Genomic DNA, 11,827 nt, shown 5'->3' on the forward strand with positions numbered 1-11,827 from the left:
TGACCGGGCAATCTGCTGACGTGTCAGCTTCTGGCACACTTTTCGAATGTCGCGCCCCGCCATTACTCACATACGACTTGGAACCTCACTTTTCCATCCGGCGTTGGCACCGAAACGCGAGGGCTCTTTGCCATGCTGATAGATTGGAACAGTGTCTTCCTACCCAGCCTCGGTATCGCCGAGATCGTCGTCCGAGGCACGCTCATGTATTTGGGCCTCTTTGTGATCCTGCGCTTTATGGCACGGCGTCAAGCAGGACATTTTGGACCCGCTGATCTTCTAGTGATCGTACTGATCGCCGACGCTGCGCAGAACGGACTCGGGAAGGAATATCAGTCAGTGACAGAAGGGCTCGTGCTAGTCATGACCATCGTTGCGTGGGAATACATTATCGACTGGTTGACTTACCGGTTTCCGGGCCTCAGACGCCTACTGATACCTTCATCGCTAACTCTGGTAAAAGACGGGCGGGTTATCGAGAAGGCAATGCGAAAAGAAATGCTGTCGATGGACGAACTCGCATCTCAGTTGCGGCAGCAGCAAGTCGAGGACATTGCCGAAATAAAGCTCGCCAAGCTCGAAGGCGATGGACGGCTCAGCGTAATTAGGAGTGAAGCGCGAGCTGGGCGATAATCATGGGCTGCTATTGCCTCTGTTTTTTAGATCATCGCATCATCGATAGGAGAACAACCAAACCGATGCCCCCGAGGCCGATCGCGATCGCGGTCACAAGGCTTTTAAGACGTGGCGTAACTTCCATGTCTAAGCTCCTTCAACAGGATGCAAGACAATGGAGCGATGAAGCGGCTCGTTCCGTGACAGAACAATGAAATTGCCAGTATGGCGAACCTCTAGGAAGCCTCGATTCCTTCGTCAGTAGCATCACACCGCGGCACTTAAACATAGGTTTCCGAGGACCTAGCATCGATTGCCCGAGTTGGGGTATTACGGATGGATGAATGGTGTAGGTGCGTGATGACAGAGTATGTCGAGATGACCCCCAAGCCACGCGAACAAATTTTGAAGGCCGCGGAAAACGAGCTCCTGGCCTTCGAGCGAAAAGAGGGCGAGTTCCGCAAGCGACTTCAACGGGAACGTGCGGCGGAATTGCCGATGCCAGCGATTAAGGACGAACTTCTCCGAAACTAGCGTGTCATGGCCGTCAAGTTCGGTCGGTGTGATGAAAGGATGCCACCTTCCGAGCGGTCTGATCAAACCCAACTTGAAGCCGTTTGGAGCCGAGACCTCCTATTGTGAAAGGCATGAACCTTTGAGTTTCTGATCAGTTCTAATTGCATTCTTTTGAACAACAGGAGTATCGATGCGCGCAGCACGTTGGTCAGAAACGGAGGTTCAACAGCTTCGAAATTTCGCTACCAAGGTAACGGTCGCCGAGTTGACGCGAAAAATAGGTCGGTCCCGGGGCGCGGTTACGGCAAAAGCCTTCGAGCTACGTTTATCGCTCAAATCCGACACGCCTGCTGCCCAGCGTCGGCTTCATGCGCGTTCCTATGTGGAAGGGGCTTCACGTGACTAGTGACACCCGCTATTGCAGAGGAGGTGCACGCGCTGCTCCTCTCAGCGCATCCGCACGCCGGTGACGTCGATCTAGCGAAAGCTGCAGAGCTTGCCGTGACTAATCTGGGAGGAGATGACCACGTGCAGAAGAGCGTTTTCCTTGCCACACAGAAAGCAAGGGAGGCGATCGATAATGGCGTTGGGGCGGCCGAGGGCCAGCAATTACTGCTGGATGCCGTCAGGTTCGCCGAGCAGTGGACAAGGACAACTTCCGAGTGATGCACTGGGCGAAAAAGGCTTCGCGCCTGCCTCGCCATTCGCGTTCCTGCGCAATCTTCACCATTCGATGCGTCACATTCGCAAAGTCATCATCGCCGGCGTTCTCGGCGTGATGGGGAGCGGCGCCGCTGGGCATGGCTTCAAATGCGAACGCCCGCTTTCCGGGTTGCTACGCCAGGATCGTCCAGTAATCCTGGCAAGCCCGTCAGTTAGCCTGACGCTTTCCGGTCACGATTTTGTTTCGAGTACGCATCCTTCGTTGCTTGTTCGGTAACCTGCTTCTCGGCGCGGGTTCTGGCCCTATTTCGCATGATGCCGTAGGCCAAAACCAGCCCAAGTACGCCGGCACCGATGAACAACAGGGCGACCGGCAGATGCGATCCAGTGTCAACCGGCTGTCCCTGTGCAGCGAGATTGTCCGGAAAGAAGAGCAGGGTAAACAGCGCCAGAATTATCGTCGGTTGCCAGGCACTCATGATGGGCCGTTCGTAAGATGAAATGGAAATCATCTATGTTGTCCTTCCTGGGTTAGAGGAAAAACAATTTGCACCGCAGCACTAGCGTTCCTAAAGCCGCTTAGGAACATCGAGCAAAATAGCGTGTTACTTTTCCGCCATGCAGCACTCATGAACGGGCTCGCGACCATGATCTTCTCGAATATCGCTGCAAGATCTGTCAGCGGATCGAAGTTGTGCGGTTGTCCCGCCGTGCGACGAAATCCCCTTAGCCATCCTCAACAACGATAACGCCTTCCAGGTCGTCGGCGAAAGCGGCGGCGCATCGCCGGCGAACTTCAGCGAGGAAATCGGCCGCAACCAACGCGACCTAACCAACCTCACGACGCCCGAAAAAAGTACCTAAGTCCTAGTATTGCCAAATCTGGGCAAACCTCCTGGCTACGGCTAGCGCACTCGATTCCTCAGTTTCCAGTGCGATCTTTTGCGCTAGCATGACATCACCCGCGACCAAAGTCTCGCTAGGAACAAAGCACACACCCGGCTAGCCGCCTTCCGCGCGAGTCAATCTCGTAGATATTCATCCCCACGCCGTAACGGATGCGATAGCGTTTGCCGGTCTGGCGGCCAGTAACATCAAAATACCGATAGGACTCATATTGCGCTAATTGTTCAGGCGACAACCATCCTTTCAGCAAACTGATGCCCCGCATTTCTGCGTGGGTGCAACCCGCCTCAAAGAACCGGTTCTCAAGGGTGCGGGCTCCTCGAGAGGCAACTATTATTTCCGTCGAAGAGTGTTCCGTAGGTTTCGCAACATCAGAAGACTAGCCGTGCAGATGAGGGAGGTCCCCGCGCACCTTGAGGCATTCGTCGAGCGCCACGAGAACCAAGACAGGCGGCGTCAACTCACGCTCCGCTTGGTCTGACGGGCAAGGCCTCAGCGGCCTCAGCGGGGTGCGGAAAGCTGAGGCCGTCTCGGCCGTCTCTGTATGTCATGCTGTGCCGATATGCCTTCGGCACGGAATCGCAACACAAGCCAAAGAATAGCGTTCCTAAGTATTGCGTATTGCCTGTCGGCATCAGCCTGCCGCCAAGCTAGAGCGCAGCACAATGTTAACTTGATTCACATTCCGGCCAACAGTTAGCTACCGGCCAACTCCGGTGGCAGTTGGGACCTCCTTCCATGGCGGAATATCGCGTGTACTTGGTTGGTATGGACGATCACTTCTACGACGCCATTCCATTGATCTGCGCGAACGACGCAGAGGCAATTGAGCAAGCTCGACGGTTGGCCCTCGGTCATGGCGTTGAGCTTTGGCAGCTTGACCGAAAGGTCGCGGTATTCCCGGACCAAAATAAGACCCGATGAATTGAAACCTTAAGGGCGCTCCATCGTCTATTTTGGACGGAGTTTCGCCTATGGCCGAAAGCAACGACCGCAAGGAACTGGAGCGGCGGCTTGAGCAGGCCAAGCGCATCGCGGACTTGGCACTAGACCCACTCACTAAGGACCGGCTCCAAAGGTTGGTGCAGGAGTTGGAAGAGCAACTGCGACTCTCGGAGCCGGGCACCGTGGGCAGGCCCACGGGCTCACGCACAAGAATGTCCGATTAGAAGAAGTAGAGTAGGCCGCTTCAGTTGGCATCCGTAATCTTTCCCTTGCCATCGCAGAACTTGCATTTGACGGGATAAATTTTACGATCTGGCTGCACTGGCTGCGTCACGACAGGGTAGCCCGTTCCATTGCAGGCAGGGCACGTACGCTATTTAATCTTCGAACCTTTCGCGTCGCTCATTTGGAGCCCTCCGTTCGCGATTTCGCGGATCATCCTTTTGGCTATCGAAATGTCAACTTCGCCATTTTACTTCGCCTTCAGCCCAGCCTTACACCCAAGCGCGAAGTCATGCTTGTCGATCATGGCAACCACTTCAGCGGGATGATCGAGCACCCAAACCGCGAGACTTCGCCTTTCCGAAGCGGATGCCCAGCTTAGAAGCGCGGTTGGTCACGGCCGCGCCGGTCCGGTTTAATTGCTTTGCAGCGTACGCGGCGTTCCGACCGGCTGTTGCTAGAGCCCGTAGCTCCTCATCTTCCTCCGCCGTCCAAGGACGGTTTGCTACGACCGTTGTCATTTCTTCGCCTTCAACCCCAACTCAACCAGCTGCGGACGGGCCACGGGCAGATCATCGATATTGCCTCTGCAAAACAACCCAGATCAAAAAGATCAGCACGCCAATAATCCAAAGCAGGACTTCGGGGTCACTGATCCACCTCCAGCCCTTCATTTCCCTCAAGCCGGCGGATCCTCACCTATTTAGGCCGGCGACCGCGAGGAGCAAACGTGGGGGCCCGTAATCGGTCGGCAGCACTCCGTAGCTTGCCAGCTGCCTTAAAAGCCTGGGAGCGAGCGATGCCCGGAGGTAGGCTGCGGGCGTATTCAAGCGCCGCGTTGGCCGCCGCGTCCGCCTGCTCATAGTCGTCGTTGGCATCACTCACTTTTTCGCCTCCAGCCACAGTTCGACCAGCCGGGGCATTGGCTAATATGTTAGCGGCAGCACTCGTTGCACGATTGCGCCAAGACAAACGAGCACCACGAGCAACTTGAGCAGATTTGCTAGTCGGCTGTCGGTGGCGAACTTGTCGATCGCCCAAAAGCAGATTGCGCCGACGACGACGATAATTAAAACCCCTATCAAAACCGAAATCATGTCGCCCTCGTTGTGCTGTTGAACTTCATTTCGCCTTCGCCTTTAGCCCGAGTTCGGCCGCGGCCTCGACCGTGTTGGCAATCTCCTGGAGCGCCATTGCCAATGAAAAATTCGTCAATCGAATAGCTTTTTTGACCGTCGCTGATAGTCACGTCGACGAACCTTTCGACGACATGCTACTCGACCGCTCTTGCAAACGCTTCCTTGGTGTTTCATTGGTCACGGTCAGCGGGTGATCGGCATGGTAGGCTTTCACGGAAAATGGATAGGCGCCACGAGGGTCTGCAATGTGAATGGGGCCGCCTCAGGTGACGGCGTCCTTCATACCAATCGGAAGCCACTCTCCTTCATGAAGAAACTGCGCCCAAAGAACCCATTGTGTTTGGCCGTTATCGAGGAAGCGCAGGTGCCCAGCATGGCCATCATGGCGGGTTTCTGTCACGACTGCCTGCCTACCACTGACAGCGCTTTCGAAAGCCTGTCCAACAGCAAATCGCATCGTCCGTCCTCTTATAGATCAAGGGCGAATCAACTCACGACTACTCAATTGTATCAGGTTTATAGGGGCTCATCCGTAGCTCTATTACGCATTACTCCTCACGGGTATGGCGATCCGCGATTGCCCGCGATCCTGCTGGCGGTGAGTTAAATCGGATCCTCGAACTTGCGCTGCCAACCCGTCCCAGCCACCGGATGCTTTCCTAGCGGGGAGCAAAGCTAGAACTTGATCGGCGATTTTCGATTGAACGATAGAACCTCATTGAACCTGGTCGGTCCATACCGTCTGCCGTCGGAGTCCGTGATGTGCACGTCCCATCCGGTTTTATGAAGGGTGTTCGCCTTTGCCACGGTCAGCGTCGGACTGGTATCCTGCGTTTCAACCCAGTCGCCGTCCTTGGATGCGTGGATCGTAAATAATTCCATCTTTCCTCAATCAATGTCTCGCAAAAGGTTCAAAGCTCGCTCACGCACATTTCCCTTCGCCTTTACCCATTCTGATGCCCTTGTCGTAGTCGATGACCTTGCACCGGGTTATATTTCGGAATCCCTGTGGTTTCTGACTGCTCAAGCAGATCGTCGTTGGTCAGCGTGGCCATGCCTGGGTGCTGTTCTAACTGCAGCTGTTAGATTCGCCGCTTGGCGCTGCTCGAGCGCATCTCTCAAAATTGCAGTTACCTTGCGGTCCATAAGCTCAAGTCGGCAGGCAGCGGCATTGCTTTGAAGGCGAAGCTCTCGCAGTTCGTCACCTATGAGCCTCTTAACCGTTACTCCCACAACGATAGATATCCCGTAGCAGATGAATGCCACGACCATGCCGCAACTGATGACTGTTCGGGTTTCTGGAAGTAGGTTCCAAACAAGAAGGCCTGAAATTGTGGCCATGACCCAACCGACGACCTTGAAAAATGTCACCATTTCCAATGCTCCTACAAAAAGCGGCTCGGAAGAATGTTTGACTAGTCTGGCTTATCCCCAATACGAGTTCTGCTTTGGCAGTTTGAGCGCCGCTTCGGTCTTAATTAAAGTGAATGGCAATTGTCCGTTAGGCTCGTCAAAAAAGGGGGCTGCAGGCAATTGGCCGCTGCGGCTATCTCAAGTCATGACGCCGAGCTCATTGAATCGATAATGCTGGTAACAGATCAACATACGTCCGAGCCGTCTGTGCACAAAGATACATAAGAACCTGCAGTCAGGAAAATCTGGAGGAGCGCCAGCCATTATCAGCCATTAGGCGAATTGATCAGCCCGGCTCTGTAGCCTTCATCGATCAAGTGCCTGATGAGCTTCGTTGTTCAGCATAGGCGCGTCGTCGCGCATTTCGACCAGGCCCATTTCCATCAAAGCCTTCAAATCACTTGGACTGACGGGCGTTAATTTCGTTCGCTTGGCTTTGATATCGCGCAGTGCCCAGCGGAGGCGGATCGCAGTATCTAGATCCAATCCCGCCCATGGTGAGCTTGTTTGCTCTGCCATAGTCTCTTGAGAAGCCGACGTAGGTCGGTCGTCAACCCGCGTTGCATTTGCCTCCTCGCCCGCGGGCTGGCTTACAACGGCTTCAAACGCGGCTTTTTCGGCAATCGGGCGGTCCAGGGATGGGGGCGGTTCCGCGCCGGCGAAAATTGGCGAGCTTTTACGGAATAGTGCTGCGATCTTTTCGTCCAGTAGTGTCATTTCTTCGCCTTCGCTCCAGCTCTACAAGCCTGGCTGGTTTCAAATGGCCGACCGCATCGCCTTGAGCCCCGGCTGGGTGAGTTTGATTGCCGTATGGTGCTTTTCACCTTGGAACTCGATCCAACCATAATTGCGTATGCGGCTCAGCATCAATTCACCTGCTGGAATGGGAAGGCGGGCGGCGACCTTCCAATCGTCGAGGCGTAGATATTGCATAACCGCTCGCTGGGCCATGTTGGGAAATTCAGCTGACTGTTTGCCAGTCATTCCTATTTGCTTTCTTGGTAGGTTTCTCGCCGGTCCTTCGGGGAAGGATTCGCACCGTGCTCTCGCGAACCAGCAAATACCGCTGAGCGGCGCGTTTCAGCCGTTGCTACCCGACGCGCTTGCGTTGCTCAATATGGGCTGCCAAGTTCCCGTGCGGACATTGCGAGTGTCAGGTGGAATTGTTTGTGAGCTTGCAATGCTTCTCCACGGGCCAATAGTTTCGACGATGATATTCATTCCGCCCAACGCGCTGTCGATTTGGCGTTGCACGCTGTCGACCTCGAACGTCAGGAATTCTTGCATTTTTTGGAGTTCGGAAGCTAACCCCTGAAGTTCGCCTATCGAATTTGAGGTCAAGCGGGCAACGGAAGAGTGGAAACGGTCGGCACTGTTTTCCAGCTGTTGGCCAGAGGGTTTCGACTTCTCTTTGTTGAGTTGTGTCGCCAAAGCCGGCGTTTTTTCGTCGGGTGTGGCAGACGTTGGGGTATCCATCAGCTCCTCCCTTGGTGCAGGTCTTCGCGCTGCCAATCCCGAACCCATATAGTTAAAAATCCGTTAACAATTGCCCGGCCGGCGCAACGCTGCCTCCTTCGCGATGTCGCGGCGAAGCAGGCCGTCTGGACTCGGCGATAGCGCAAGCGACGAGTGTTATCGTAGGCAGCTCGAGGGCCGCGCCATGTTGCCGATGACGGATTCATGGTGACCGTCGCGCCGTTGGTGACGCTGGCGCTGCGAGACGCACAATACCTTGGGCCTGACCATCATCCGGCGGCCAAAGCAGACGCCAATCTGGCAACTGGAGCAGCGCATGCGCTGCAAGCCGTGCTCAGAGCAGCGCGGCTATCCGTACAAGCGCGGCCACTGGTGCGGCTGCGACAAACCTCGGTCACGACCAAAGACGATGGCGAGCCGCGGGCGATCAGCGGGATCGATCATTCTAAACTTCACGCGTCGCCACGCCTCGTGATCGATGCGATCACTCGATCTAGGTTAAAAAACCGTTCAATCGACTACTATCAAAAATGGTACATCAAGACTGCCGGCTTTCCGAACGACCTTCGATTTTCATAATATGTGCGTCTCCGGCGAGAAAATCGCATTGGTTCATAATCGCCACCTCCGCGCCCTAGATCCAGCGCGCGCATCTCGTCGGAGCACCACGACGCTTTCGGCGAGGTTCCAATGATGCCTTGGACGACCGGAGAAATTTCTCTACTCATCGGCCTCTGGCCGACCGCATCAGCCACGCAAATCTCGAAGCGGTTGAACCGCTCGCGCGGGTCGGTATGCGGGAAGGCAATGCGGCTGCGCAGCGATGGCGCGCTGCCGGCCGATGTGGAAAAACATTTCGAGATGAACCCGGCGGTGCAGATGCGGCCGGTTCCCGTCATAACAACAGCAAAATCGATACTACCAATCGAGGCCAACGTGCCGCCGCCAGATATGCGGCGTTGCTCGCTGATTGAACTCGACGACAATCAATGCCGCTGGCCGCTCGGCGATGTGCACAGGGTCGCGACGATGTTTTGCGGCGGTGCTGTCGAGCCAGGTCGCGCTTATTGCGGGCATCATTGGCGGATGGCGTGTCATTCGCGAGCGCATACCGGCGGGCGGGTATATGAAATCCACCACTACTAACCGACCGTACTCCGATCCCGAAAAAGCCGCCCGCATGATCGTTGAGATCGCCAATAGCGTAGAAGCTGGGCAGGAAGGCCGGATCTATATCGAGCTGATCAACGGGCCGTTTCTGTTTCGCGAGAAGGGCACTCCGGAGGAATACAAAGCCGGCCTCGATTTGGCGATCGAGCGCGGCTGGCTGGAACTGGACCGGAGCGGAACCTTTGTCCGGTTCACGCAAGCGGGCTCCGACCTATTCGCCTGAATCCCAACCCAGCTGCGAAGATGTCCTACCAGGGCCTGCGGGTACGTTTTCTTCTGGGTAACTCCGCAAGTTGCCAACCAGTGAATTTATAGAGCCCGGTCCATTCGTGGACCGGAGTGCTGCACATACGGCATCGAAAGTCGCCGGGGTGTCGTCTCTGCTGCACTTCCTGGCAGGCCGTGTATATAGTCGCGCAGTGCGGGCAGGAGAAATAGACTGTCAACTTGAAATCGTTACTCATGCTCCAAATGATGCCCTGATTCGGCAATTTTTCAGCGCGGAGATTCGCATTCGGTCGTCCATTGCCTATCTTTCCCGGATGCGAAAATCCCCGTTCGAACCCTCCATTCCGACCCGCGTTGCCCAGGTGCCTGACCGCCCGGAGTGGATGCACGAAATCAAGCATGACGGTTATCGTCTGATCGTCCAGCGCGAGGACAAGCGCGTGCGGCTGTTCACCCGCAATGGGCACGACTGGAGCGAACGATACCCGCGCATCGTCGAGGCCGCGCTTCGAAATCGTAACGCTTCGTTCGTGATTGACGGCGAAGCCGTACTGTGGGCGTCGACGGCCGTTCCGATTTCAACGGGCTGTATTCCCGCCGGCACGATGCCGGGGTCGAGTTCTACGCTTTCGACATGCTGGTCAGCGATGGCGACGACATCCGCAAGCTGCCGCTGTCGATGCGTAAACAAATTTGTCCCGACTGCTGGCGCGGCGTGTTCACGGCATGCACCTAGCGCCATTCGAGCAAGGCGAGATTGGCCCGGACCTGTTTCGTCATGCCTGCCTGATGGGCTGGAGGGGTTGGTCTCGAAACACCGTGACAGCGTGTACCGCGGGGACAGGTCGGACCGCTGGATCAAGGTGAAAAATCGGCAGCACGCGGCGGGTGATAGATGCGTTCGGTTGAGCCGCGCAGCGCTGGCGGCCGCGAGGAAGCTCACTGCGTGCCGAGCCCATCGCCGCGCTATACGAGCAGCGCAAGGTGCACCACGTCGGCAATTTTTCGACGCTTGAAGATCAGATGTGCGCTTTTACGAGTGACTTCGACCGCGGGCGCAACGGCTATTCGCCGGACCGGGTTGACGCGTTGGTGTGGGCACTGACAGAACTGAGCGGGCCGCAGAACTCGTGCAGCGTCCTGCCATTTCCGTTCTGAAAGTTGCCTAATCCACTGCGATGAATAGCAGGCCGCTGAATTGCAGGAACAACCGACCAAGCCAAGCGCGAGTTGTTTGACCGGCTCGCCAGTCACCTTACGGTCCTCGCGGACCAGGTCGAACAGGCGCTGTTGCAACGAAGGACGGGGACCTCTCGCGGCGAGTTGTGCGTGAACGAGTAACCAGCCCGGTCCGGTAAACTGAGGTGGAGCTGGAGACGCGGGGCAACAACCGCGCGGCGGTGAGATGGAAGCGCCTCTGTCTGAAGAGGCTTGGCAATAGGAGCCTGAGGCAACGGCGGGCAAGACAATCGAATTGCGAGGGTGATGATGGCGTAATGCGAAACGGTCGAGCCGTCGATTGGGACAACCCGCTTTTGGGTCATGGGCGTCAAAGCCCGTGCGAATGATTGGGACCCGATCCGGACTACATCAGGGCCAGCGGTCATGGTGCCGCGGGCCGGACACATGACTTGCACCGACCGCAAGCCGAACGTCAGATTCTTCTTGCAACGCGGGCGTCGTCCACACCTGATCCATAGCGGTCATCAGCACAGCAATAGAAGCTCCGTTAACGAGGAGGTGGCTACGTAGCCGGCTTCCAGTCGCGTGCGAGCCTCCGCGCTTCGTTTATCTGAGCTGGGGTCATCTGCCGTTCGGCCTTTCTAGAGCCTTGACCGCAATTCGCTCACCCTTTGCCGCCGACAGATTGAACCACATGTGGGCACGAATATAGTCCTGCGGCACGCCTAGGCTCTTGGCGTAGATGCCCCCGAGATCATGCATAGCTCTGGGATGGCCTTGCTCGCATGATCCAGATCAACGACTGCGGCATTTTCGGATTTCCTTCATCGAAGCGGCCGGGGTCGCGACAATCATTCTCAGTGTCGCTCTGCTCGCCTACCTCCTCTACGCTTAGTGAACGCCGATCATGGCCCGCTGTATGAGCGACAGGCTGCACAGATCGTCGCCGTTGTGCTCGATCAGGCAAAGGCAGAGCACCACCGCATGACCGGTGCGCCACACGTGGGTGATCCGGTTCGCCCTCCGCGGCGCCCTCGATGACCATGGACGCGCCGGCACCGGGCTCCGAGATCGGTAAGAGGCGCTGGGAAGTGCCGTACCTGGAGCCTGACGCAGAGGCCTGGCGCAAGCACCGGGAGACTCTCGATGCCCATCTCCCGTTCCGCGATTTCGAACTCGCCCGGCCGACGCCCGGCGGCGGAAAGCGCTACGTGTCCGTCTCGGGGCTCCCGGTGTTTGACAAAGAGGGGCGCTTCGTCGGCTATCGCGGCGTCGGGCGTCACATTACCGAGCGCATGCGCGTCGAGCAGGCGCTACGGGAGAGCGAGGCGCGTTTCCGCAAGTTCGTAGAT

Annotated in this window: 17 protein-coding genes and 3 pseudogenes; 11 read left to right on the plus strand and 9 right to left on the minus strand. The window is 56.6% G+C overall.

What is annotated here, in order from left to right; all coding sequences use genetic code 11:
• Nucleotides 1-132: 132 nt before the first annotated feature.
• The 3 genes from KIP88_RS43945 to KIP88_RS43955 all read left to right on the plus strand — a co-directional run bounded on the left by KIP88_RS43945 (nucleotide 133) and on the right by KIP88_RS43955 (nucleotide 1,797).
• On the plus strand, nucleotides 133-633 hold the full coding sequence (locus KIP88_RS43945; RefSeq protein WP_249791512.1) for a DUF421 domain-containing protein: 501 nt from the start codon (nucleotides 133-135) through the stop codon (nucleotides 631-633).
• Between the two features lie 342 nt (nucleotides 634-975).
• Nucleotides 976-1,149 carry a hypothetical protein gene (locus KIP88_RS43950; RefSeq protein ID WP_214494273.1) on the plus strand — a complete coding sequence of 58 codons (174 nt, stop codon included), beginning with the start codon at nucleotides 976-978 and terminating at the stop codon, nucleotides 1,147-1,149.
• A 510-nt stretch (nucleotides 1,150-1,659) separates the two neighbouring features.
• The gene (locus KIP88_RS43955) at nucleotides 1,660-1,797 is read left to right on the plus strand and encodes a hypothetical protein (RefSeq protein WP_214494274.1); all 138 of its coding nucleotides are present in this window, start codon (nucleotides 1,660-1,662) and stop codon (nucleotides 1,795-1,797) included.
• Between the two features lie 209 nt (nucleotides 1,798-2,006).
• On the opposite strand, the gene KIP88_RS43960 is transcribed toward KIP88_RS43955, so the two are convergent.
• Both KIP88_RS43960 and KIP88_RS47520 read right to left on the minus strand, forming a co-directional pair.
• Nucleotides 2,007-2,306, minus strand: coding sequence for a hypothetical protein (locus KIP88_RS43960; protein ID WP_214494287.1), 300 nt, complete (start codon nucleotides 2,304-2,306; stop codon nucleotides 2,007-2,009).
• Nucleotides 2,307-2,661: 355 nt separating this feature from the next.
• Nucleotides 2,662-2,965 (minus strand): annotated as a pseudogene (locus KIP88_RS47520) (hypothetical protein).
• Nucleotides 2,966-3,438: 473 nt separating this feature from the next.
• On the opposite strand from KIP88_RS47520, the gene KIP88_RS43965 reads away from it, so the two are divergent.
• Nucleotides 3,439-3,624, plus strand: a complete 186-nt coding sequence (locus tag KIP88_RS43965) for a hypothetical protein (RefSeq protein WP_214494275.1) — start codon at nucleotides 3,439-3,441, stop codon at nucleotides 3,622-3,624.
• Nucleotides 3,625-4,793: 1,169 nt separating this feature from the next.
• On the opposite strand, the gene KIP88_RS43970 is transcribed toward KIP88_RS43965, so the two are convergent.
• From KIP88_RS43970 to KIP88_RS43995, 6 genes are all read right to left on the minus strand, one after another.
• Nucleotides 4,794-4,964, minus strand: coding sequence for a hypothetical protein (locus KIP88_RS43970; RefSeq protein WP_161854519.1), 171 nt, complete (start codon nucleotides 4,962-4,964; stop codon nucleotides 4,794-4,796).
• A gap of 304 nt (nucleotides 4,965-5,268) precedes the next feature.
• Nucleotides 5,269-5,463 carry a hypothetical protein gene (locus tag KIP88_RS43975; protein ID WP_214494276.1) on the minus strand — a complete coding sequence of 65 codons (195 nt, stop codon included), beginning with the start codon at nucleotides 5,461-5,463 and terminating at the stop codon, nucleotides 5,269-5,271.
• A gap of 566 nt (nucleotides 5,464-6,029) precedes the next feature.
• Nucleotides 6,030-6,380: a hypothetical protein gene (locus tag KIP88_RS43980; protein WP_214494277.1), complete on the minus strand. Its 351-nt coding sequence runs from the start codon at nucleotides 6,378-6,380 to the stop codon at nucleotides 6,030-6,032.
• Between the two features lie 345 nt (nucleotides 6,381-6,725).
• Complete coding sequence (locus KIP88_RS48385; protein ID WP_308163809.1) at nucleotides 6,726-7,136, minus strand: hypothetical protein; 411 nt, start codon at nucleotides 7,134-7,136, stop codon at nucleotides 6,726-6,728.
• A 39-nt stretch (nucleotides 7,137-7,175) separates the two neighbouring features.
• Entirely contained in the window at nucleotides 7,176-7,403 is a 228-nt protein-coding gene (locus tag KIP88_RS43990; RefSeq protein ID WP_214494278.1) for a hypothetical protein, read from the minus strand.
• Between the two features lie 96 nt (nucleotides 7,404-7,499).
• Nucleotides 7,500-7,895, minus strand: coding sequence for a hypothetical protein (locus tag KIP88_RS43995; protein WP_214494279.1), 396 nt, complete (start codon nucleotides 7,893-7,895; stop codon nucleotides 7,500-7,502).
• Between the two features lie 204 nt (nucleotides 7,896-8,099).
• Here KIP88_RS43995 and KIP88_RS44000 point away from each other — a divergent pair, with 204 nt between their 5' ends.
• The 6 genes and pseudogenes from KIP88_RS44000 to KIP88_RS47525 form a co-directional block, all read left to right on the plus strand.
• Nucleotides 8,100-8,474, plus strand: coding sequence for a hypothetical protein (locus tag KIP88_RS44000; protein ID WP_214494280.1), 375 nt, complete (start codon nucleotides 8,100-8,102; stop codon nucleotides 8,472-8,474).
• Nucleotides 8,475-8,588: 114 nt separating this feature from the next.
• A complete protein-coding gene (locus tag KIP88_RS44005) occupies nucleotides 8,589-9,041 on the plus strand; it encodes a GcrA family cell cycle regulator (protein ID WP_249791513.1) in 453 nt (150 codons plus the stop codon).
• Nucleotides 9,042-9,075: 34 nt separating this feature from the next.
• Complete coding sequence (locus KIP88_RS44010) at nucleotides 9,076-9,288, plus strand: hypothetical protein (protein WP_308163810.1); 213 nt, start codon at nucleotides 9,076-9,078, stop codon at nucleotides 9,286-9,288.
• A gap of 388 nt (nucleotides 9,289-9,676) precedes the next feature.
• A pseudogene (locus KIP88_RS48390) lies at nucleotides 9,677-9,796 on the plus strand (DNA ligase); the annotation flags it as partial.
• Between the two features lie 50 nt (nucleotides 9,797-9,846).
• Nucleotides 9,847-10,029 (plus strand): hypothetical protein, encoded by a 183-nt coding sequence (locus KIP88_RS48395; protein ID WP_308163811.1) that lies wholly within the window; start codon nucleotides 9,847-9,849, stop codon nucleotides 10,027-10,029.
• Between the two features lie 194 nt (nucleotides 10,030-10,223).
• Nucleotides 10,224-10,451: pseudogene (locus KIP88_RS47525) on the plus strand (ATP-binding protein); the annotation flags it as partial.
• 645 nt (nucleotides 10,452-11,096) lie between these two features.
• Here the strand turns inward: KIP88_RS47525 and KIP88_RS48875 are convergent.
• Entirely contained in the window at nucleotides 11,097-11,237 is a 141-nt protein-coding gene (locus tag KIP88_RS48875; RefSeq protein WP_214494283.1) for an SEL1-like repeat protein, read from the minus strand.
• Nucleotides 11,238-11,512: 275 nt separating this feature from the next.
• Here KIP88_RS48875 and KIP88_RS44025 point away from each other — a divergent pair.
• A partial coding sequence (locus KIP88_RS44025; protein ID WP_214494284.1) for a PAS domain-containing protein occupies nucleotides 11,513-11,827 on the plus strand: 315 nt, incomplete at its 3' end.

Source organism: Bradyrhizobium sp. SRL28 (assembly GCF_018596315.1).
GTDB lineage: Bacteria > Pseudomonadota > Alphaproteobacteria > Rhizobiales > Xanthobacteraceae > Bradyrhizobium.

Coding starts and splice junctions, on each gene's coding strand:
- KIP88_RS43995 (WP_214494279.1), bottom strand. CDS start 7,895: ATGGATACCCCAACGTCTGCCACACCCGACGAAAAAACGCCGGCTTTG.
- KIP88_RS43990 (WP_214494278.1), bottom strand. CDS start 7,403: ATGACTGGCAAACAGTCAGCTGAATTTCCCAACATGGCCCAGCGAGCG.
- KIP88_RS43980 (WP_214494277.1), bottom strand. CDS start 6,380: ATGGTGACATTTTTCAAGGTCGTCGGTTGGGTCATGGCCACAATTTCA.
- KIP88_RS43975 (WP_214494276.1), bottom strand. CDS start 5,463: ATGCGATTTGCTGTTGGACAGGCTTTCGAAAGCGCTGTCAGTGGTAGG.
- KIP88_RS43950 (WP_214494273.1), top strand. CDS start 976: ATGACAGAGTATGTCGAGATGACCCCCAAGCCACGCGAACAAATTTTG.
- KIP88_RS48385 (WP_308163809.1), bottom strand. CDS start 7,136: ATGACACTACTGGACGAAAAGATCGCAGCACTATTCCGTAAAAGCTCG.
- KIP88_RS48875 (WP_214494283.1), bottom strand. CDS start 11,237: ATGCATGATCTCGGGGGCATCTACGCCAAGAGCCTAGGCGTGCCGCAG.
- KIP88_RS43945 (WP_249791512.1), top strand. CDS start 133: ATGCTGATAGATTGGAACAGTGTCTTCCTACCCAGCCTCGGTATCGCC.
- KIP88_RS43965 (WP_214494275.1), top strand. CDS start 3,439: ATGGCGGAATATCGCGTGTACTTGGTTGGTATGGACGATCACTTCTAC.
- KIP88_RS44010 (WP_308163810.1), top strand. CDS start 9,076: ATGATCGTTGAGATCGCCAATAGCGTAGAAGCTGGGCAGGAAGGCCGG.
- KIP88_RS43970 (WP_161854519.1), bottom strand. CDS start 4,964: ATGATTTCGGTTTTGATAGGGGTTTTAATTATCGTCGTCGTCGGCGCA.
- KIP88_RS43960 (WP_214494287.1), bottom strand. CDS start 2,306: ATGATTTCCATTTCATCTTACGAACGGCCCATCATGAGTGCCTGGCAA.
- KIP88_RS44000 (WP_214494280.1), top strand. CDS start 8,100: ATGGTGACCGTCGCGCCGTTGGTGACGCTGGCGCTGCGAGACGCACAA.
- KIP88_RS44005 (WP_249791513.1), top strand. CDS start 8,589: ATGCCTTGGACGACCGGAGAAATTTCTCTACTCATCGGCCTCTGGCCG.